The organism is Janthinobacterium aestuarii, assembly GCF_046113285.1.
GTDB lineage: Bacteria > Pseudomonadota > Gammaproteobacteria > Burkholderiales > Burkholderiaceae_D > Janthinobacterium.
Genome location: NZ_CP142524.1, coordinates 4945058 through 4966166, shown reverse-complemented (window position 1 = coordinate 4966166; position 21109 = coordinate 4945058). Strand labels below are relative to the sequence as shown.

The 21109-nt window shown below is 64.8% G+C and carries 16 protein-coding genes; 10 read left to right on the top strand and 6 right to left on the bottom strand.

The annotated features are described in order from the left end of the window. Positions 1-2: 2 nt before the first annotated feature. From OX462_RS22390 to OX462_RS22375, 4 genes are all read right to left on the bottom strand, one after another. A complete protein-coding gene (locus OX462_RS22390; RefSeq protein ID WP_409027078.1) occupies positions 3-2144 on the bottom strand; it encodes a type VI secretion system Vgr family protein in 2142 nt (713 codons plus the stop codon). A 78-nt stretch (positions 2145-2222) separates the two neighbouring features. Continuing rightward, on the bottom strand, positions 2223-3263 hold the full coding sequence (gene tssG / locus OX462_RS22385) for a type VI secretion system baseplate subunit TssG (RefSeq protein WP_409027077.1): 1041 nt from the start codon (positions 3261-3263) through the stop codon (positions 2223-2225). After that, positions 3227-5068 (bottom strand): type VI secretion system baseplate subunit TssF, encoded by a 1842-nt coding sequence (gene tssF / locus OX462_RS22380; protein WP_409027076.1) that lies wholly within the window; start codon positions 5066-5068, stop codon positions 3227-3229. Before tssF ends, tssG begins: the two co-directional genes overlap by 37 nt. A gap of 78 nt (positions 5069-5146) precedes the next feature. Next, positions 5147-5959 (bottom strand): outer envelope protein, encoded by an 813-nt coding sequence (locus OX462_RS22375; protein WP_080753567.1) that lies wholly within the window; start codon positions 5957-5959, stop codon positions 5147-5149. 452 nt (positions 5960-6411) lie between these two features. Between OX462_RS22375 and OX462_RS22370 the strand changes: the two genes are divergently transcribed. From OX462_RS22370 to OX462_RS22340, 7 genes are all read left to right on the top strand, one after another. Further along, positions 6412-7926 (top strand): ABC transporter ATP-binding protein, encoded by a 1515-nt coding sequence (locus OX462_RS22370; RefSeq protein WP_409027075.1) that lies wholly within the window; start codon positions 6412-6414, stop codon positions 7924-7926. Further along, a complete protein-coding gene (locus tag OX462_RS22365) occupies positions 7919-8995 on the top strand; it encodes an ABC transporter permease (RefSeq protein WP_409027074.1) in 1077 nt (358 codons plus the stop codon). Before OX462_RS22370 ends, OX462_RS22365 begins: the two co-directional genes overlap by 8 nt. Next, positions 8988-9917, top strand: a complete 930-nt coding sequence (locus OX462_RS22360) for an ABC transporter permease (RefSeq protein ID WP_070218151.1) — start codon at positions 8988-8990, stop codon at positions 9915-9917. The genes OX462_RS22365 and OX462_RS22360 overlap by 8 nt, the downstream gene beginning before the upstream one ends. A gap of 21 nt (positions 9918-9938) precedes the next feature. Beyond that, positions 9939-11024: a BMP family ABC transporter substrate-binding protein gene (locus OX462_RS22355; protein ID WP_070218150.1), complete on the top strand. Its 1086-nt coding sequence runs from the start codon at positions 9939-9941 to the stop codon at positions 11022-11024. A gap of 120 nt (positions 11025-11144) precedes the next feature. Further along, a complete protein-coding gene (locus tag OX462_RS22350; protein WP_070218149.1) occupies positions 11145-11981 on the top strand; it encodes an HDOD domain-containing protein in 837 nt (278 codons plus the stop codon). A gap of 135 nt (positions 11982-12116) precedes the next feature. Beyond that, complete coding sequence (locus OX462_RS22345) at positions 12117-13730, top strand: M28 family peptidase (protein WP_409027073.1); 1614 nt, start codon at positions 12117-12119, stop codon at positions 13728-13730. A 311-nt stretch (positions 13731-14041) separates the two neighbouring features. Continuing rightward, positions 14042-15001, top strand: a complete 960-nt coding sequence (locus tag OX462_RS22340; RefSeq protein ID WP_083289991.1) for an IS110 family RNA-guided transposase — start codon at positions 14042-14044, stop codon at positions 14999-15001. Positions 15002-15104: 103 nt separating this feature from the next. Here OX462_RS22340 and OX462_RS22335 read toward each other — a convergent pair whose 3' ends face one another. Further along, on the bottom strand, positions 15105-16319 hold the full coding sequence (locus tag OX462_RS22335) for an MFS transporter (protein ID WP_409027072.1): 1215 nt from the start codon (positions 16317-16319) through the stop codon (positions 15105-15107). Positions 16320-16490: 171 nt separating this feature from the next. After that, positions 16491-17489: an LLM class flavin-dependent oxidoreductase gene (locus OX462_RS22330; RefSeq protein ID WP_409027071.1), complete on the bottom strand. Its 999-nt coding sequence runs from the start codon at positions 17487-17489 to the stop codon at positions 16491-16493. Between the two features lie 261 nt (positions 17490-17750). On the opposite strand from OX462_RS22330, the gene galT reads away from it, so the two are divergent. The 3 genes from galT to galK are packed head-to-tail and all read left to right on the top strand — an operon-like array spanning position 17751 to position 21021. Continuing rightward, positions 17751-18854, top strand: coding sequence for a galactose-1-phosphate uridylyltransferase (gene galT, locus OX462_RS22325; protein ID WP_070310067.1), 1104 nt, complete (start codon positions 17751-17753; stop codon positions 18852-18854). Continuing rightward, positions 18851-19957 (top strand): M24 family metallopeptidase, encoded by a 1107-nt coding sequence (locus tag OX462_RS22320; protein WP_070218144.1) that lies wholly within the window; start codon positions 18851-18853, stop codon positions 19955-19957. Before galT ends, OX462_RS22320 begins: the two co-directional genes overlap by 4 nt. Next, the gene (galK, locus tag OX462_RS22315; RefSeq protein WP_409027070.1) at positions 19954-21021 is read left to right on the top strand and encodes a galactokinase; all 1068 of its coding nucleotides are present in this window, start codon (positions 19954-19956) and stop codon (positions 21019-21021) included. The genes OX462_RS22320 and galK overlap by 4 nt, the downstream gene beginning before the upstream one ends. Positions 21022-21109: the final 88 nt, after the last annotated feature.

Here is a 21109-nt window from a genome sequence, read left to right as displayed (position 1 = left end):
CGTCAGCCCGGATTATTGTCGATGTCGTCGCCGTGGATCTGCACCTTGGACCTGCCGCGGATGATGATTTCATCGGCAACCAGTTCAATGCGTCCCGGCGTGATGGTGATGCTGGACGTGCCCACCGTCATCGTGTGCGAATCGGTGGCCGTGAGTGTGCTGTCGGCGCCGACGATGACGCTTTTCGCCAGGCCGATCTGCTCGGCCTGCGCCAGCACGACGGTGGTGTTCATGGCGCCGATGACGGTGGTCTGGTAAGCGGCGCCGATGGTCAGCACCTTGGCCAGGCCGATCGTTTCGTCCTTGGCCAGGGTCACCCGTTCCGAACGGTGGCCGTCGATTTGCACCTGCTCGTTGCCGCCCACGTGTTCGCGGCGGTTGTCGCCGATGTCGATGTGTTCGTCGTGGTCCACACGCTCCCTGCGGTTGTTGTGCACGGTGATGTCTTCATCGTGGTCCACCGTCTCCGTGCGGTCGCGCTTGACGTGCACGGTTTCATCGCGGTCGACGGTTTTGCGCCGGTCGTTGCCGACCCAGTGCGATTCGTCATGCTCGACTTCGATGCGCTGGTCCTTTTCCGCATGCAGCCACAGCTCTTCCGCATCCTTGCGGTCTTCGAAGCGCAGGGCGTTGGCGTGCGCGGCGGAACCTTTTTTTGACGAGCGGCTCAGCATGCCGCTTTGCGTCTTGTTGGCCGGTAGCTCCCATGGCGGCATGTTGCGCGCGTTGTAGACGCAGCCGATGATGATGGGCATGGCGACGTTACCGTCGAGAAATTGGACGGCCACTTCCATGCCCACCCGGGGCAGGCTGATGTGGCCGAAATTCGGGCCGGCCCAGTTCGATATCACCCGTATCCAGGGTGAACTCTTGTCGTCGAAGGTACCGAGTCGGTCCCAGTGGAATTGCACCTTTACCCGTCCGTAACCATCCGTGTGGATTTCCTCGCCGGGCGGCCCGACCACGGTGGCCGTCTGCACGCCGTAGATCTTCGGTTCGCGGCTATGGAAGTTGCGGCCGGGGCGCCAGGGGATGTCACGGGCGATGCAGGTGAATGTGTTGCTGTAGTGAGAGGTGGCGCCGTGTCCCTGCTGATAGTTGTTGCTGGCGTAGTGGTGCACGGACAGGATCAGGTATTCGCTGGCTGCGCTGTCGAAATGCCCGCCCAGGGTGAACCAGCGTCCCGGTTGCGCCGTGCGGTCGTTGCCCTGCGCCTCGAACAGCTGACCCTGGGCATCGCGCTCTTCCATGCGGCGCTGGGCCAGCTGCTCGCCATCATCGATGTTTTTAAAACCGTAGCTGCCCGTGTTTTCATATACCTCCAGGGCGGGCACGGCGCCTTGCCGGTTCAATGAGTCGCGGCTTGCGCGGGCGCTGCGCGGATTCTTGAAATTGAAGCTGGCTACCGTCATTTGGTTTGGGGCCATGCGCCGCACCGTGCTCCATTGATGCACGCCATCGTCTTCCAGGGAACCGGCCTGGTGCTGGAAGGGCATTTCGCTCAGATCGCCATCGATGGGCTTGCCGGTGGTGCTGTCGTCGGACAGCCACAAGGTGTGGCCGTCAAAGCGGTGTTCGTAGCGGTAGTGCCATCCCAGCTGCTCCCAGTGGCGGTGCAGCAGGTTGTGGTCGCTCTCGTTGTGCTGGCATGTATAGGTGATGGCGGGGTCCAGGCCGCTGGCGGCCAGCTTGTAGTCGCGCATCAGGTAGTCATCGAAGACCTTGTCCGTCAGCGCCGCCACCGTCAAGCCGTGGAAAGCGACATTGTTTTGCCGCAAGTGCAGGTGCGACAGCCATGGTTCCAGCACCATTTCATAGAAAGCAAAACCGCCGTCCGTGCGCAGGAAGCGGAATTCGAACACATAGCCATTGAAGTAGCGCAAGGTGCCGTCTTCGCGCACCAGTTCGATGGTCACCATCTTGCCCATCACTTTGTCGAGGGCGATGTAGGCGTCGTCGGACAATACTTCCACCACATAGGAAAAATCGCGCGACAGGCTTTCGCTGGCGGCCAGGCTGTTGGCCAGGAACTGGACGCCGGCAGGGCCGTCGCCATGCGGAAAGTGCAGGCGCAGCAGGCGCTGGCCCTGCATGTCGCCCATTAATGCCGTCCATGCCGCCGTCGTATCGGGGAACTGGCTCATCGTGCATCGCTTCACGTTAGGAATCGTTGGCCGACTGTAGCAATAGCGAACACAAGCGTTTTTGCGCGGCAACAAGATTCAATCGTTGAGTGAGGGCATCAATTGCATGTCGTAATGCATGTCATCGCGGTGGCGCGGCGTTGTTGCATCGCCGAGGAAACTGTTGCGGCCGAGGCCAGCTTGCCCGGTGGCCGTCAACGCCATTCCCCGCACATCGCTGGCGCGCAGTACCAGCACGATGTCGTAGCGCACGAGCGGCTGGCGGAACAGCATCAGCATGTGCCGCAGCGCCGCGCTGGCCGGGGCGCGCGGCAGGAAGCCGGCGTGCTGTTCCGCGGTGAGCGGGCCGAGGCGCAGGCGCACGGCCAGGTCGGGCCGGCGGCAGCGCTCGCCGACGGTGGCGCGCTGGCCCAGCACTGCGTTTGCCATGCCCAGCGCCGTTTGTTCGCGCGGCGCCAGCACGTCCATGGCGCCCGTCGCCTCGTCGATATGGCAGGGCACGCCGAAGTGGTCGGCGAGAATGCGCGCCATGACGACGGACGAGATGTTGCGCTGCTGGAGCAAGCCGCTGTACAGGCCGGCGGCGGCCTCGTCCTGGCTTGGGCGGCATGCGGCCAGGGCCAGCAGGCGCGTCAGGAAGTCCCCGCTGTGGCCGGCTTGCTCGATGCGGTATTTTTGCCAGGCCTGGTAAAACAGAACGACGGTGCGGCTGGAAAACAGGTCGAGAAAAGCGCGCGGGCTATTCTCGCGTTCGCTGTACTGGTGGGCGGCAATGCGCTCCGAGTAGTGGCTGGGCAAGCTGCCCTGGCAACCCAGCAGGCCCATGAAGGCGGGCGTGATGTGGATATGGTGTACATGACCCGACAGCAGCGCTTGCAGCAAGGCATCGGCGTCGGCGATGCCGCTTGTCGTGAGCGTCTCGACCTGGCTGGCGGGAAAGCGCAGCGAGATGCTATTGTCGAAGCGCATGACCTTCGCCAGCGCCGTGTGTTCATCGATGCCGTGTTCGGCCAGCCAGGCCAGCAGCAGGCGCAGCGCCTGGAAGCACTCGAAGCGCTGCGGCGCGTCGAGCAATTGCTGGATCACGCTGGCGTGGCGTCGGCGCTGCGTTCTGGGCATCGTAGGATTTCCTCGCCGCTGCGATGGGACAGCAGCGTCAATTGGCTAAAGCAGTTGAGCTGGCTGTTCAGGGCGAAGTAGCGCTGCAGCACCTGGGCAAAAATAGAGATGCTGGTGCCGACGAAGGCTTGCTCGTCAATGCCCAGGCGGATGGCGATGCCGGGCATCAGGGTGGGAAACGGTACGGTTGGCATCCACGCGCGCGTGCTGCCGTGCTCGAGGGTGACGATGCCCTGGATCAGCCGTTGCGTGGTGGGCGAGCGGGGCAGGTCGTACAGGCTCAGCATTTTCTGGAAGTCGCCCAGGCCAGCCTGCGTCAGGCTCGAGTAATTGAGCGACAGGTGCGCGATCAGGCGCCAATGCGTGTCCGCCAGGAAACGCATGCTGGGCGTGGGCTTGCGCAGGAAGCGCGCGGGGATGCCGTCGGGCACGTCCTCGGCCAGCAGGTCGCCGCCGGGCAAGCCGTAGTGCAGTTGCGTGGGCAAGTCGCGGTTGCTGCACAGCAGCTGCGTCGAAACGGTGGCGCAGGCCGCACTGCCCGGCGAAAACTGCGGGTCGATCAGGCTCAGGCGCATTTCATGGCCGGGGCTGACGGCTGCCACGGCTTCGTCGCGGCGCGCCAGCCAGTATTGGCCATGCTCAGTCTGAGAACCTTGCAGCGTGGAATACAGCGGCAAGAAGGTGCTCAGACGCTCGCCGGCCTCGTCCTTGCGCACCAGGGTGACGGTCTCGATGCTGTGGATGTCGTAGGCAAACGCATGCGTGGCATCGGCCACCAGCGCGTAGTCGGGCTCCGTGTGCGTGAGGCGGATCGGCACGCCGGACTTGGCAAACAGGTTGACGACGGGCGTGCAGCCGGGCAGCAGGTTGTCGCGGCTGACGCCGGAGAGCAGGCGCGCCTCGTGGCTGTCGCTGCGCACGCCTTTGAGCGGCAGGTGCAAGGTGAACTGGCGGCACTGTTTCGGCAGCAAGGCGGCCAGCAGGGACCAGGCGACATCGATGAAATGGAATTTTTCCGGGAAGGCGAAATACTCGGTCAGCAGGCGCAGGGCCGGGTGCGAGCGGGCGGAAACGGGGATCAGCGCATCGTCGTCGGCATAGCCGGCCGGCGCCAGCGGCATACCGTCGACGGCCAGCCACGGACTGTGTTCGTCCAGCGCTACATACGCGCCCGTGCTGCGCAGGAACAGGGCGTCGAGCAGGGCCGCGCGCACGGACGGTTCGCCATCGGCAAACAGGCGCAGGCTGGATAAGCCGGCCTGGTCCAGGCGGTAGTTGTCGCTGCTGCTGGTGAACTGAATGCTGAGCAGGGCGCTGGCACCGGCGGGCAGGCGCAGGCCGGGCGGCGCGTCGATGAGCGGCGAAAAATGCAGGCGAGAAATAGCCAGCGGCGCCAGGGTCACGTCATACGCGCTGGTAAATTTGCAGGCGACGCCCTGCACCGGCTGCGAGCGCAACACGGTGCCGCGCGCCACATGTGCCACCTGGGCCAGCTGGCCGCCGCCCGGCGCTTCGTCTGCCGCGATGCGCACGATGGAGCATGAGGGAAAGGGCCGCAGATAGTGCGGGTACAGGCTGTCGAGCAGGGAATGGGTGAATTGCGGATAGGCGTCGTCGAGGCGCTTGGCGACCCTGGCCGTGAGCAGGGCGACGGACTGGATCAGGCGCTCGACGTGCGGGTCTTCGCACGTCTCGCCGGCGATCAGCAGGCGCCCGGCCGCCTTCGGATAGCGGCTGGAAAACTCGCGCGTGTACTGGCGGAACAGGCCCAGCTCACGCTCATAATACGGCAGCAGTTGTTCCACGGTCGCGCTCTCCGCCAGCAGGAAAGCTTCATGCTGGCATCAGGCGCGACGGTGGGTGTTGATGAGAAACAATGATTCTTAGAAATGGTATTCCGCGCGTATCATCGGCGTCTTCGCCGTCTGGCCCACGTTGCCCGTGGTGGCGGGCGAGTTGCCGAACTTGTTCTTCCAGTACTGGTATTCCAGGCCCACGCGGAAGGTGTTCTTGGCGCTGCCCAGAGCCGCGCCCACGTCGTACATCACTTGCATGTCGATATTTGTTTCCACGGCCGTGTCGCGCCCCACTTCATCCTTGCCTTTCGAGTCGATGAGGTTGAAAAAGCCTTCGAACGAGAACAGCGGCGACAAGGGGATGGCCCAGGCGCCCGTCAGCATGGCGTGCGTTTTATACGTGTAGCGGCCCGTCACTTGCGAGATGGGCGGGAAGGCGCCGCTGGGGGCGTTGCTTTCGCGCAGCAACAGCAGGCTGGTGTTGAAGAAGCCGGGCACGTCCCACATCAGGGTCGGGCCGGCCACCAGCATGCGCTTGCGTGAGTTGTAGCCGACGTCATTCTTCGTGTTGACGTCGAAGCCCAGGGTCACGCCCACGCCGCGCACGGGGCCGAACTTGATGTCGCTGCCGCGCACCTTGCCGATGTCGATGGTGTTGCGGTACACCAGGTAGGCCTCTTGCGCGCCGGACGTTTTACCGAGTGCGCCGGGGTCCTTGCTGTCGGACATCAGGAAGTCGAGATTGACGAAGTTGCTGCCGTATTTGTAGCCGCTGGCGTGCGTGATGGCAAAGATGTTTTTCTTGATGTCGTCCGGGTTGAACGGCTCGCGGTAGTCATTGCCGGCGCGCCAGCTCAGCGCGGTATCGCTCCATTCGGCAGCCTGGGCGGTCGCGCCCACGCCGAGGGTGGTAGTGAGGCAGAGCAACAGACAAGGTAGGGTTTTTGGCACTTTCGGCTCCTGATGGCGGTGTTGGAAAACGGGAACTGGGAATGGCTGGGCGCAGGGGGGAGCCCACTGGCGCGCATGTCGCGCTGCGGTGGGGCATTGCGCGCCGTTCAATCCATGATGCGAGAAGTGCCGCGCTGGGCGATATGTCTTATCTGCATACTTACTATCAGTTCTTGCATATAATCATCGCACCTTCTCAGCCTTGCGGGGCAAGGCGGCCGCTGTAAAGCTGATAATTTTTTTTAAAATTGTATACAGGTGTTGTTTTTTTGTGGAAATAGAAATGCGCGCCGCCACACCATCCCCCAAGCGCCGCGGATGCCGATAGGATAGAGACAAGAGCTTGAATTTTTCCACCGGCGATGATGCCGGCGACCCCGCAGCGAGGCACGAAAAAAACAATGACGGCACGCCTGGAATTACACGACATCAGCAAGCGCTATCCGGCCGTGGTGGCCAATGACGGCATCGACCTCACCGTCGCGCCCGGACAAATTCACGCCGTGCTCGGCGAGAACGGCGCCGGCAAATCGACCTTGATGAAAATCATCTACGGCGCCGTGCAGCCCGATGGCGGCCGCATCGTGTGGAATGGCCGCGAGGTCGAGATCGCCAACCCGTCGGCCGCGCGCGCGCTGGGCATCGCCATGGTGTTCCAGCACTTTTCCCTGTTCGATACTTTGACGGTCACGGAAAACATCGCCCTCGGCTTGCCTGCCGGCACCAACATGGCGGAGCTGGCCCAGCGCATCGAAGACACAGCGCGCCAGTACGGCCTGGACCTGGAACCGCAGCGCCACGTGCACACGCTATCCGTCGGCGAATGCCAGCGCGTGGAAATCGTGCGCGCCTTGCTGGCCAAGCCGCAACTGCTGATCCTCGATGAACCGACGTCCGTGCTGACGCCGGGCGCCGTGGAAAAACTGTTTGGCACGTTGCGCCAGCTGGCGGCCGAAGGTTGCAGCATCCTGTACATCAGCCACAAGCTCGACGAGATCCGCGCCCTGTGCCATACGTGCACCGTGGTGCGCGCCGGCAAGAACGCGGGCGTGTGCGACCCTTCGCAAGAGTCGGCGGCCAGCCTGTCGCGCATGATGATCGGCGCGGAGCCGCCCGCCGTCACGCGCGTCGCGCGCGCGCCCGGCGCGGCCATGCTGAGCGTGCGGCAGCTGGATTTGCCGAAGAGCCATCCGTTCGCCACGCAATTGATCGACATCCATTTCGACGTGTGCGCGGGAGAAATTGTCGGCATCGCTGGCGTGTCCGGCAATGGCCAGCAGGAATTGCTGGCTGCCCTGTCGGGCGAGGACCTGCGCGCGGCGCCCGCCAGCATCGTGCTCAACGGCACGCCTGCCGGCCGCTTGCCGCCGGGCCGCCGGCGCGCCCTCGGCTTCGGCTTCGTGCCGGAAGAGCGGCTGGGACGCGGCGCCGTGCCCGACATGGGGCTGGCCGACAACGTCTTATTGAGCTTGCAGACCCCCGCCACCATCCGCCACGGCTTCCTGCGCCGCAAGGTCATCGCGCAGCGGGCGGCCGCCATTATCGCCCGCTTCCAGGTGAAGGCGGGCGGGCCGCAGGCGCTGGCGCGCAGCCTGTCGGGCGGCAACTTGCAGAAATACATAGTCGGACGCGAAGTCATGCGCGAGCCCACGGTGCTGGTGGTGGCGCAGCCGACCTGGGGCGTGGACGTGGGCGCGGCAGCGCAAATCCGCGCCGAATTGCTGGCGCTGCGCGACGCCGGTTGCGCGCTGCTGGTCGTCTCGGAAGAACTCGATGAATTGTTCGAGATCAGCGACCGCCTGCTGGTGATGGCAAAAGGAAAAATTTCACCGTCGCTGGACGTGGGCGAGGCCAGCGTCGATCTCGTTGGGCAATGGATGAGCGGGCTGTGGCCGCAGGAGGCTGCCCATGGCTAAGTTTGCCTTGCGCCTGGAAGCCCGTCCTGCACCGTCGCGCCTGATGTCGTGGCTATCGCCCGTGCTGGCCGTGCTGCTCACGGTGCTGTGCGGCGCGCTGCTGTTTGTTGCGCTGGGCCACGATCCCTTGGCGGGCCTGGCCGTGTTCTTTGTCGAACCCTTGCGCGACGCGCATGGCTGGTCCGAGCTGGGTATCAAGGTGGCGCCTTTGCTGCTGATCGCCGTCGGCCTGGCCATCTGCTTTCGCGCCAACATCTATAACATCGGCGCGGAAGGACAGCTGACCCTGGGCGCCATCTGCGGCGGCGCGGCCGCCTTGTACCTGGACGATGGCGTGGGCGGCGCGGCCCTCATCGGCATTTCCCTGCTGGCCGGCATGGCGGGCGGCATGGCGTGGGCGGGCCTGGTGGCCTGGCTGCGCGACCGCTACAACGCCAGCGAAATCCTCGTCTCGCTGATGCTCGTCTACATCGCGCAATTGCTGCTCAGCTATCTCGTGTACGGCGTGCTGCGCGACCCGGAAGGCTTCAATTTTCCCCAGTCGAAACTGCTGTCGGACGGCTTGCTGTTGCCGATGGTGATCAGCGACACGCGCTTGCACGTGGGTATCGTGTTTGCCTTGCTGGCCTCGCTGGGCGGCTGGCTGTATCTGTCGCGCAGCATTGCCGGCTTCCGCCTGCGCGTGGGCGGCATGGCGCCGGCCGCCGCCCGCTATGCGGGCTTTTCCTCGCGTAAGACCTTGTGGTCGTCCTTGCTGATCTGCGGCGCCCTGTCGGGCTTGGCGGGTGCGTGCGAAGTGCTGGGACCGATGGGGCAGCTCACGCCCACGGTCTCGCCCGGCTATGGCTTTGCCGCCATCATCGTCGCCTTCGTGGGGCGGCTGCATCCGGTCGGCGTGATTTTTTCCAGCTTCGTCATGGCCCTGTTTTATATCGGCGGAGAACTGGCGCAATCGCGCCTCGGCTTGCCCAGCGCGATTACGGGCGTGTTCCAGGGCATCTTGCTGTTTGCCTTGCTCGCCTGCGACGTGCTGATCCAATACAAACTGCGCTGGAGGAAACATGGATAACCTGGCCCTGACGATAGCGCCTTTGATTGCCGCCAGCATCAATGCGGGCACGCCGCTGATGCTCGCCGCGCTGGGGCTGCTCGTCAATGAAAAGGCGGGCGTGGTGAACCTGGGCGCGGAAGGCATGATGCTGGTGTCGGCCATCACGGGCTTTGCCGTGGCCGTCAACACGGGCAGCCCCACCCTGGGCTTTCTGGCAGGGGCGGGCGCCAGCATGGTCCTGTCGGGCTTCTTTGCCTGGCTGACCGTGTGGCTGGGCACGAACCAGTACGCGACGGGTCTGGCTTTATCGCTGTTCGGCGCGGGCGCGTCCACGTACATCGGCCTGAAGTATGTGGGCAACAGCCTGCAGAACGGCCGCTTCGGCATCCCTTTATTGGAAGACATTCCCGTGCTGGGGCCGGCCCTGTTCCGCCAGCATCCGATGGTGTATCTGTCGCTCTTGCTGTGCGTGGCCATCGCCTGGTTTCTGTACCGCACGCGGGCAGGATTGGTGCTGCGCGCCGTGGGCGAGTCGCCAGCGTCCGCGCATGCGCTCGGCTATCCCGTGCGGCGCATCCGCCTGGCGGCCGTGCTGTTCGGCGGCGCCTGCTGCGGCCTGGCCGGCGCGTTTTTGTCGCTCGTGTACACGCCGCTGTGGGTCGAGGGCATGGTGGCGGGACGGGGCTGGATCGCGCTCGCGCTGACCACCTTTGCCACCTGGCGCCCCGCGCGCGTGGTGGGCGGCGCCTATTTGTTCGGCGGCATCACGATATTGACGTTCCACGCGCAGGCGCTGGGCGTGCCCGTCGCGTCGCAGCTGCTGTCGATGCTGCCGTATCTGGCAGCCATCTTTGTGCTCGTGCTCATTTCCAGCAATGCCAATTACATCAAGCTCAACATGCCCGCTTCGCTGGGGAAAAATTTCAATCCCGGAAATTAATCACTCACCACAAGGAAAACCATGTCCAAGAAATTACTATGCGCCGCCGTTTGCAGTGCCACGCTGATGTCCGCCATGCCTGCCATGGCCGCCGCGCCGGCCGCCGCTCCATTGAATGTCGGTTTTGTTTACATCAGCCCCATCGGCGACGCGGGCTGGACCACCCAGCACGACCAGGCCCGCAAGGAGATGGAAAAGGCGCTGGGCAACAAGATCAGCACCAGGTTTGTGGAAAACGTGCCGGAGAGCGCCGATGCGGAACGCGTGATCCGCGACCTGGCGCAAACGGGCAGCAAGCTGGTCATCACGACTTCGTTCGGCTACATGAATCCCACCTTGAAAGTGGCGAAACAATTTCCTAATGTGAAGTTCATCCATCTGACGGGATACAAGACGGCCGTCAACGTGGCCAACACGAATGCCCGTTTCTACGAAGGCCGCTATCTGGCTGGCGTATTGGCGGGCAAGATGAGCAAGACCCACGTGGCCGGCTACGTGGCGGCATTCCCCATCCCGGAAGTGTTGCAGGGAGTTAACGCCTTCACGCGCGGCATGCGTAGCGTCGATCCGAAGGCGGAAGTGAAAGTGGTGTGGGTCAATAGCTGGTTCGATCCGGGCAAGGAACGCGACGCGGCCATCACCCTGATCGGCCAGGGCGCCGACGTGGTCACCCACCACACGGACTCGACCGCTGTGGTGCAGGCGGCGGAAGAGAAGGGCAAGTATGCGATCGCCTACCACTCGGACATGAAAAAGTACGGGCCGAAGGCGCAGTTGGCCGCCGTCACCCACCACTGGGGCGACTACTACACGAAGCAGGCGCAGGCCGTGCTGGACGGCACGTGGAAGTCCAGCAGCACCTGGGGCGGCATCAAGGATGGCATGGTCAAGCTGGAAGGCATCAATGCGGCCGTGCCCGCCGACGTGAAACAGTTTGTATTGGCACGCGAGAAAGACTTGGTTGCTGGTAAGCTCAATCCTTTCAGCGCGCCGATCAAGGATAACGATGGCAAGGTGCGCCTGGACAAAGGCGTGCTCGACGATGCGGCGCTGACGAAGATGGATTATTTTGTCGAAGGCGTGGCAGGGAAAGTTTCCGGAAAGTAATAGGGTTGCGTATAAACTTGCTGTAATATTGCCGGAAACGGGAGCAGGGCCGGGGATACATGCGCGTTCCCGGCCCACCCACACAGCAGAGCCTAATAGGCCCGTACCGGAGATTGACCCATGGACAGACTGGAAGTATTCAAGATTATCGCGTTGCAAGCGAGCAAGGGCGAGCTGACGTTCCCCGCCAACGTCAAGGCCACCTTGAAGCTGCAGGAAGCGCTGGACGACCCCGATTGCCATATCGAAGCGGCCGCCCGCATGGTCATGGCCGAGCCGCTGCTGTCGGCGCGGGTCGTGGCATTGGCCAACTCGGCCGCCTACAACCGTTCCGGCAATGAAATCGCCAATGTGCGCGCAGCCGTTTCGCGCCTGGGCTTTGCCACCTTGAAATCGATGGTGGCATCCGTCATCGTGCGCCAGCTGGGCAGCCAGATCACGGACCCGCAATTGCGCGCCAAGGCGGCCAGGCTGTGGGAACATACGGCCCACGTGGCCGCGCTGAGCCAGGTGATCGCCCGGAAAGTCACGCACGTGGACGTGGAAACGGCCATGTTCGCCGCCATCGTGCACGAGGTGGGCGGCTTTTATCTGCTGTCGCGCGCCGAGGAATATCCGGGCCTGCTCGACGACAATACCGAAGACTGGATCGAATACGGCGAAAAACTGATCGGCCGTGGCGTGCTGCGCCAGCTGCAAGTGCCCGACATGGTCTTGCAGGCCGTGGAAGGCATGTGGCACGGCGGCAGCACGTTCCCGCCCCGCACCCTGGGCGCGACCCTGGTGCTGGCCAACGATCTGTCGCCCGTCGGCTCGCCCCTGCACCCGCCGGAAAGCGCCGCGCGGCGCCAGGCGGCGGCGAAGATCGACTTCGGCATCGGCGGCAGCACTCTGCACACGATACTCGAGGAATCGGCCGAAGAGATCGAATCGCTGGCGGCCGCCTTGCTCGTGTAATTTACTCGGCCACGACATCCCCGCCTTGCCGCGGGGATTTTTTTCGTCCGCATTTTGCCGCGCCTGCCCCATGGCATACAATCGCCGGCCCGGCCATCCGCCGGACTGAATGTCTCCTCTTATCCAAAGGATCTTATGCAGAAGCTGTTTTCTTCCCTGGCCTTGACTGCGCTGGCGTTTTCCGCCCAGGCCGCTACCGGTTTGCCCGTGGTGCAGGAAGCGCCCTTGCGCGCCCACCTGGCCTTCCTGTCCAATGATTTGCTCGAAGGCCGGGGCACGGGCCAGCGCGGCGCCGACCTGACGGTGGCGTACCTGGAAACCCAGGCGCAGATGGCCGGACTGCAACCCGTGCGCGGCAACAGTTACCGCCAGAGCGTGCAGATCGCCGGCGTGAAATCCTTGCCGCAAGATAGCAGCCTGCAGGCCGTGGCCGGCGGCAAGGCCGTGCCGCTGGCGTTCGGCCCCGACTGGGTCTGGGCCACGGGCGACTCCGTTGCCGCCCACACCTTCGACGCGCCGCTCGTCTTCGTCGGCTACGGCATCACGGCGCCGGAAGAGGGCTGGAATGATTTCAAGGGCGCCGATGTCAAAAACAAGATCGTCGTCATGATGGTCAACGACCCGCAGCCGACCGCGCTTGATCCGAACCGCTTCGCCGGCAAGGCGCTGACCTATTACGGCCGCTGGACCTACAAATTCGAGGAAGCCAAACGCCAGGGCGCGGCGGGCGTCTTGCTGATCCACACGAAACCGTCGGCCTCGTACGACTGGAGCGTCGTGCAGAACAGCTGGAGCGGCAGCGAACGCTTCCAGTTGGCGGACCGCACGGCCGGCACGCCTCTGCAAGGCTGGATCGCGGAAGATGCGGCGCGCCGCTTGTTTGCTGCGGGCGGGCAAGATCTGGACGCCTTGCGCGTCAAAGCGGAAAACAAGGATTTCCAGGCCGTCGCCTTGAACGCCAAGCTGTCGGGCGAGATGAAGTCCATCGTGCGCAAGGTGGAGCAATTCAATATCGCGGGCATGGTGCCGGGCACCGACCCGACATTGAAAGATGAAGCCGTCATCTACAGCGGCCACTGGGACCACCTGGGCAAGCAAGGTGACTCTGGAGACACGATCTACAACGGCGCCGTCGACAACGCTTCCGGCATTGCCGGCTTGCTGGCCATGGCGCAGCAAGCGGTGAAAAAGCCGGCAAAACGCACGCAGATCTTCCTGTGGGTGGCGGCCGAAGAGCAGGGGCTATTGGGCAGCGCCGCCTACGCGGCCGATCCGCTGTGGCCGCTGGACAAGACGGCCGCCGCGCTGAACCTTGACAGTCTGAACTTCGTGGGCGCCACGCATGACATCGGCGCGCAGGGCAGCGAGCGCACGGAGCTGGGGGCGATGGCGGCGGCAACCGCCAAAGCCATGGGCATGCACATTGCTGCCGCGCGTCCCGACCTGGCCGGCGGCTATTTCCGCAGCGACCATTTCAGCTTTGCCAAGGCGGGCGTGCCCGCGTTTTCCATCAATGGCGGACGCGAGTACATCAAGGACGTGGCAGCGTCGAAAGCCAAGGCGGCCGCCTACGGCCCCCGCTACCATCAGGTGACCGATGAGTACGACGCCAGCTGGGATCTGTCCGGCATGACGCAGCAGGCGCAATTCACCTTGAACCTGGGGCAAGCCGTGGCGAATGCGGCCAGAATGCCGGCCTGGAAGGCGGGCGATGCGTTTGGCAAGGCGCGCGGGCCGGCCGCGAAATAAGACGTGGTCTGTGCAAACAACGTTGTCGGATTACGCGCGGCCTCGCCGCACCTCGGCGGCCCCGCTAATCCGACCTTGTATTATTCCCCTCATGCCGTTCGTGGTATTGCGAACGGTATCGACCGCTGTCAAAATCTTGGTAGGCATATCAAGACCGGGTAACTGGATGCCGTATCCGCCCTTAGGCCCCGAGCCAGCTCCGTAGATCTCGCACCAGTTACCCATCCTCCATGTCAAGATCGGACAGTATCTTTGGCACCGGCATGCCGGTTAGCCCGCATTTGCAAGGTAGATCGCAAGAGGACCACAGCATGTTTAATTTAGGAATCGACGTTGCCAAGGCCAAGCTCGACTGCGCGCTGCGCCTGCCCAACGGCAAGCATCGTAACAAGGTTGTCGAGAACAACCGTCAAGGATTCACCGCGCTCCACGCATGGCTGCTGAAGCATGCTGCCGGCAGCCCCAGGGTGTGCATGGAAGCGACGGGCACGTATTGGGAAGGGGTTGCCGAATATCTCGCTGGACTTGGCATGGTGGTCAGTGTCATCAATCCGGCCCAGATCAAGGCCTTCAGCGCTTCACGCCTGGTGCGCACCAAGACCGACAAGGTCGACGCACAGCTGATCGCCGACTTCGCCCATGAACGCCAGCCAGAGCCCTGGCAGGCGCCATCGCCGGCCGAGCAATCGCTGCGCGCGCTGGTGCTGCGCCTCGATGCCTTGCAAGCGATGCGCCAGCAGGAAAGCAACCGGCTTGAAGTGGCGCGCGCGGCGGTACGCCAGGGTATCGAGGATCATATTGCCTGGCTCGACGCCGAGATCAAGGCGCTGATCCTGGCGATCCGCCGTCATATCGATGACGACCCGGATTTACGCGGCAAGCGCGAATTGCTCGATAGCATCCCTGGCCTGGGCGAGCGCACGATTCCCGTGCTGCTGTCCTACTACGCCAATCCTGAGCGCTTCGACAGCGCCAAGCAGGCGGTGGCGTTTGCGGGCCTCGATCCGCGCCAGCACGAGTCAGGTTCCAGCGTGCGTGGCAAGCCACGCATGTCGAAGGTCGGCCACAGTTTCCTGCGCAAGGCACTGTACATGCCGGCCATGGTGGCAGTGCATAAGACGCCTTGGGGCAAGCGCTTCGGTCAGCGTCTGCGTGACGCCGGCAAAGCGCCCAAGCTGATCATCGGCGCCATGATGCGCAAGCTGGTGCACGTGGCATTCGGCGTGCTCAGGTCGGGAAAAATATTTGATCCGGCCTTGCACGCCGCTTGACGGGGATAACAGTATCTACGCCTGTTCGCTTGGAGCAAGTGCGTAGGTCGGGTTAGCGCGCCAGCGCGTAACCCGACAACATTGTTGGCCCGGCAGCGCCGGATCAAGCCGCCCGTTCCAGCCTGCGCTGCGTATGCCGGTACTTGCTCCACACGATCAGCAGCAACAGCGGCATGGCGCCGCCGACCGTGCACAGGGCTGGCCAGCCGCCGGCGGCGAAGCTGGCGCTGGCCAGGGCCGAGCCAGCGGAGGCGCCGATGAAGCCGCCCGCGATGAAGACGGTGGTGACCCGCGCCCGCGCATGCGGAGCCAGTTTATAGATGATGGACTGGTGCGTCACTTGCAAACCCATCACGCCCATGTCCAGCAGCACGATACCGATCAACAGCAGCGCCAGCGAATGGGCGCCGAAGCCGATCAGGGCCCAGCCCGCGATCGAGGCGACGGCCAGCAGCCACGTGGCCTGGCGCGCATAGCCGCGGTCGGCCATGCGGCCCGCCGTATTCGCGGCAAAGGCGCCCGTGGCGCCCGCCAGGCCGAACAGGCCGATCTGCATTTCCGAATAGTGGTACGGCGCGCCGCTGAGCAGGAAGGTCAGGCCCGTCCAGAACACGCTGAAGGTGCCCAGGCCCAGGCCCGAGAACAGGGCGCGCTGGCGCAGCAACGGTTCCTGGCGGATGATGTCGGCCAGGGAAGCCATCAGCTTGCCGTATTGCAGCGTGCCACGCGGCGCCTCGTTGGGCAGGATGCGGCGCAGCATGACGAGCAGGGCGGCCACGACGATGGCGGCCAGCACGTAGACGGTGCGCCAGCCACCGCTGATCTGCGACACGGTACCGGAGACGGTACGCGCGAGCAAGATGCCCAACAACAAGCCAGTCATGACGGTGCCCACCATGCGGCCCCGGCTGTGGTCGGGCGCATACGACGCCACCATGGCCGTGACCACCATCAAGGCGCTGGCCGTGATCCCCATCAGGACGCTGGCGATGGCAAAGACGATGATGTTCTGACTGGTAGCGGCCAGCAGCAGGGCACCGATCTTGGCAATCAGCATCCACGTCAGCAATTGGCGGCGGTTCAGTACGTCACTGAGGGGGACCAAAAACACGATGCCCAGCACATAGCCGATCTGCGTGGCCGTGACCAGGTAGCCCGCTTGCGGCACGCTTACGCCAAACGAGGCGGCCAGCATGGACGTGAGCGGCTGCACATAGTACAGACTGGCTACGAGCACGCCAGCGGACAGGGCGAACAACAGGATGCGGGTGGAGCTCAGCAGGGTGCTGGCATCGACGGACGAGGGTGCGGATTTCATGCGGTACAACTTTCTTGGAATGATGCTTTTGGATCAGCATGATAGCGGGGCTGCGCATTTCTTGCCGGGCGCGGCCGATTTTGTGACTGGACGCGAGCAAAAAAATCCCGGCGATCGTTGCCGACGGCCGGGAAAAGGGTATTTGGGGAAATACCGAGGAAGACAGTGAAGTTACTGCGCGCGCGCCAGCTCCGCACGCACTTGCGCCGTGATTTCATACGAGCGCAGGCGGTGCTGGTGCTCGAAGATCTGCGAGGTGATCATCAGTTCGTCGGCGCCCGTTTCGGCGATGAAGGCGGCCATCTTGGCCTTGACGGTGTCCGGCGCGCCGATGGCCGTGCAGGACAGGACGGAATCGAGCATGGCGCGTTCCTGCGGGCCCAGCTGTTCCAGGTAACCGGGCACGGGCGGCTGCAAGCGTGACGGGCGGCCCGTGCGCAGGTTGACGAATGCCTGTTGCATCGACGTGGCGCGCAAGTGCGCCTCGGCATCCGTGTCGGCGGCGAAGACGTTAAAGCCCAGCATCACGTACGGTTTTGCCAATTGCTTCGACGGCTTGAAGTGTTCGCGGTAATAGGCCACGGCTTGCATCATCATCTGCGGCGCGAAGTGCGAGGCGAACGCATACGGCAAGCCCAGGTGGGCGGCCAGCTGGGCGCCGAACAGGCTCGACCCGAGTATCCATACAGGCACTTTCGCGCCCTTGCCGGGCACGGCCAGCACGCGCTGGCGCGGCTCGTCGGACATATAGTCGATCAATTCCAGCACGTCCTGCGGAAACTGTTCTGCGTCGGACTGCAGGTCGCGGCGCAGGGCGCGCGCCGTCGTCTGGTCGGAGCCGGGCGCGCGGCCCAGGCCCAGGTCGATGCGGCCCGGGTGCAGCGCTTCCAGCGTGCCGAACTGTTCCGCGATGACGAGCGGCGAGTGGTTCGGCAGCATCACGCCGCCCGCGCCCACGCGGATGGTCTTGGTGCCGGCCGCCACATGGGCGATGACGACGGCCGTGGCGGCGCTGGCGATGCCGGGCATGCCGTGGTGTTCGGCCAGCCAGTAGCGGTTGTAGCCCCAGCGTTCGCCGTGCTGCGCCAGGTCCAGCGTGTTCTTGAACGACTGGCTGGCGTTGCTGCCTTCGGCGATGGGCGCGAGGTCGAGTATGGAAAATGGAATCATGGTAGCGATATCGGGACGTGGTGGAAAATCACAATGGACGATTTGTCTATCCCCTGACGACAACAGGGTCGGCCTTGAAAGCGGCAGGGATGACAGGCTGTGCACATGATAATGCGAATCGGGAATTTGCGTACTGATCGGTAAAAAACTCGTCTCGACGGGAAACCGGTGTTGAGCGACCCTGGAAAATATTTGCAGACTGTGGAACTTTTGTTGCCAGTGCCAGTCTTAAGAATTCGTGTCTTAAGAATGCGAAACATCATGTATTGCAAGCAACTTGCCAAGCCCGACGGGCGCCAGCTGACTCTGTACAGCCGGCGTCCCATCGTCGTCGCCGGCGTTGCACCGAGTCCCTTCCCCGAGCCGCAGGAGGCCAATCCGCACTTGCGCTGGCATCCCTTGCGCGGCGAATGGGTGGCGTATGCGGCTTACCGCCAGGGCCGCCCCTTCCTGCCGCCGGCCCGGTACAACCCGCTGGCGCCCACGCGCGATGCCGCGCAGCCGACGGAATTGCCTGCCGGCGACTACGATATCGCCGTCTTCGACAACCGCTTTCCCACCCTGGCGCCGCATGCCCATGATCCGCCCGACCTGACGGTCGCCACGGCGCCCGCCCGCGGCCATTGCGAAGTGGTGGTGTTCGCGCAGGATGCCGGCGCCTCGCTGGGCACGCTGGCGCCCGGCCACATCGCCTTGTTGCTGCAGGTGTGGGGGGAGCGCACGGCACAGCTGGCCAGCCGGCCAGGCATCGCGTACGTGCTGCCGTTCGAGAACCGCGGCGCGGAAGTGGGCGTGACCCTGCACCATCCGCATGGCCAGATCTATGCCTACCCCTTTGTGCCGCCCGTGCCGGCGCGCATGCTGGAGCAGGAACACGCATATTTCGCCAGCCATGGCCAGGCCCTGCTGGTGGACATGGCGCGGCGCGAAGCCGATGGCGGCGCGCGCCTGCTGTACCTGGGACCGGAGGCGATCGCCTTTGTGCCCGCCTGCGCCCGCTATCCGTATGAAGCGTGGGTGATGCCGCTGCGGCAGACGGACAGCTTCGCGGCCTTGTCGGCATTGCAGCGCGACGACCTGGCGCGCGCCCTCAAGACCGTGCTGCTGAAATACGACGGCTTGTGGCAGCGCGCCATGCCTTACCTGATGGCCTGGTACCAGGCGCCGCCGGACGGCCGCGCGCATCCGGAAACGCAGCTGCACGCACAGTTTTATCCGCCGTACCGCACGCGCGAACGGCTCAAATATCTGGCCGGCACCGAGCTGGCCGCCGGCATGTACGCCATGGATGCCCTGCCCGAGGAATCGGCGCGGCAGCTGCAGCAAGTGCGCGTGGCATGGGAAATGGCAGAGGAAATCGCATGAACTGGAATGTCGAACTGGAAATTGCGCACAAACTGGCGCAGATGCGTGGCTGGCTGGAACAGGAAAAGGCCGGCGCGTTGCGCCTGCGCGGCGTGGACTGGTTCGCCTGGGCCACGGCCGGCGCGTCGGGCAGCACCTGCCAGACGGCCGAGTGCGGCTGTGCCGAGGTGCTCGTCACGCGCGATGCGGCCTACATCCTGACCGATGCGGCCGAGGCGCAGCGGCTGCGCCAGGAAGAGGTGCGCGGCTGCTGGACCTGGCAAGTGACGCCGTGGATGCAACCCCGGCTGGCCGAATTGCGCGAGCATTTCGTGCAGCATGCGGCGCAGGGGCGGCCCGTGCTGTGCGACCGGCCCGGCCTGCACGAGCGCTGCCTGCCCGTCGCCCTGCGCGAGGAGCGCTTGCCCTTGCTGGCGCCGGAACAGGCGCGCTACCGCGAAGTGGGGCGGCTGGCCTCCGCTGCCGCCAGCGAGGCGCTGCGCGCCGCGCGGCCCGATTGGAGCGAGCAGGAGCTGGCTGGCGCCTGCGCCCGCGCCCTGTGGTCGCGCGGCCTGCATGCCGTGTACGTCCTGGCGGCCGGCGCCGAGCGCTTCGAGCGCTACCGGCGCGCGCCGCCCGCCGCGTCGCCGCTGGGCGAACGGGCCGTGCTGGCGCTGTGCGCGCAAGGTTTCGGCCTGTGCGCCAGCCTGAGCCGCCAGCGCCGTTTCCGTCCCGCGCGCGACGGCATCGGCGAAGCCGACGCGGCCATCCTGGCGCTCGAAGCGGTGGCGCTCGATGCCTGCGTGGCGGGGCATGCGCTGAGCATGGTGTATCACGCGCTCGACAGCGCCTATGCCTATGCGGGGCAGCCCGATACGGTGCAGGAATTCCGGCAGGGCGGCATCGCCGGCTACCGCGCGCCCGAGGTGGCCGCCGGCGCGCATACGGAAATCGCCCTGAAGGACGGCATGGCCGTGGCCTTCCATCCCAGCCTGCCCGGCAGCATGGTGGAAGACACTTTCCTGCTCAGCGGCGGGCGCCTGCACAACCTGACTTGCGATCCGGACTGGCCGGCGGCAACGGTGCAGGGACGGCGGCGTCCGCTGACCCTGGAAGTGCAATGATCACCCCCGACGCGTATTTCGGCGCCGTCCCCGTGGTGGCGGCCTCGGCGCCCGGACGGGTCAACCTGCTGGGCGAGCATACGGACTACAACGATGGCTACATGCTGCCGTGCGCCACGCCGCAGCGCACGCGGGTGATGCTGGCGCTGGCCGCCGACGGGCATCACCAGTTCTATTCCGCCACTCTTGACGAACTCGTGCGTTTCGAGCGCCAGAGCGCCGCACCGCCCGGCTTTGGCCGCTACCTGGAAGGCTGCATACGCCTGCTCGAGGAGCGCGGCGTCGCGGTGCCGGCCGTGCGCGGCCATATCGATTCGGACGTGCCGCCGGGCGCCGGCCTGTCGAGCAGCGCCGCGCTGGAGATCGCCATGCTGCGCGCGCTGCGCCAGTTGCTGGGACTGCAGATCGATGACGTGTCGCTGGCGCTGATGGGGCAGCAGGCGGAAATCCGCTACGCGCAGGTCAATTGCGGCGTGATGGACCAGATGGCATGCAGTCTGGCCGACGAACATCACATGCTGCTGCTCGACGCACGCACCCTGCGCCATGAACTGCTGGCGCTGCCCCATGACAGCGAGGTGCTGGTCATCGACAGCGGCGTGCCGCGCACTCTGGCCGGCAGCGCCTATAACGTGCGGCGCGCCGAGTGCGAACAGGCGGCGCGCCTGCTGGGCGTGGCGGCACTGCGCGACGTGCGCGAGCCGCCCGTGGTGGAAGGCTTGCCCGAGCCGTACCGCCGCCGCGCGCGCCACGTGGTCAGCGAAAACCTGCGCGTGCTGCAGGCTTGCGGCCAGCATGGTCCCGTGCGCTTCGGCCAGCTGATGGCGCAGTCGCACGCCAGCCTGCGCGACGATTACGAGGTATCGCTGCCGGTGCTCGATGCGCTGGTGGCGCTGCTGTCGGCGCAGTCGGCCGTGTACGGCGCGCGCCTGACGGGCGCCGGTTTTGGCGGCGCTTGCGTGGCCCTGTGCCGCAAGCAATGCGCGGCCAGCGCGGGGCGTACGGTGGTACAGCGCTTTAACGCTTTGGGACGCCACGCACGCATGCTGGTTCCGCTCGACTGAGCATGGTTTGATCCTGCTCATGCATCACCGCCCAAGCCCCATACGGCGGAACTTGCCCCATGCCGCATGCATCCAATTGGCATGCTCG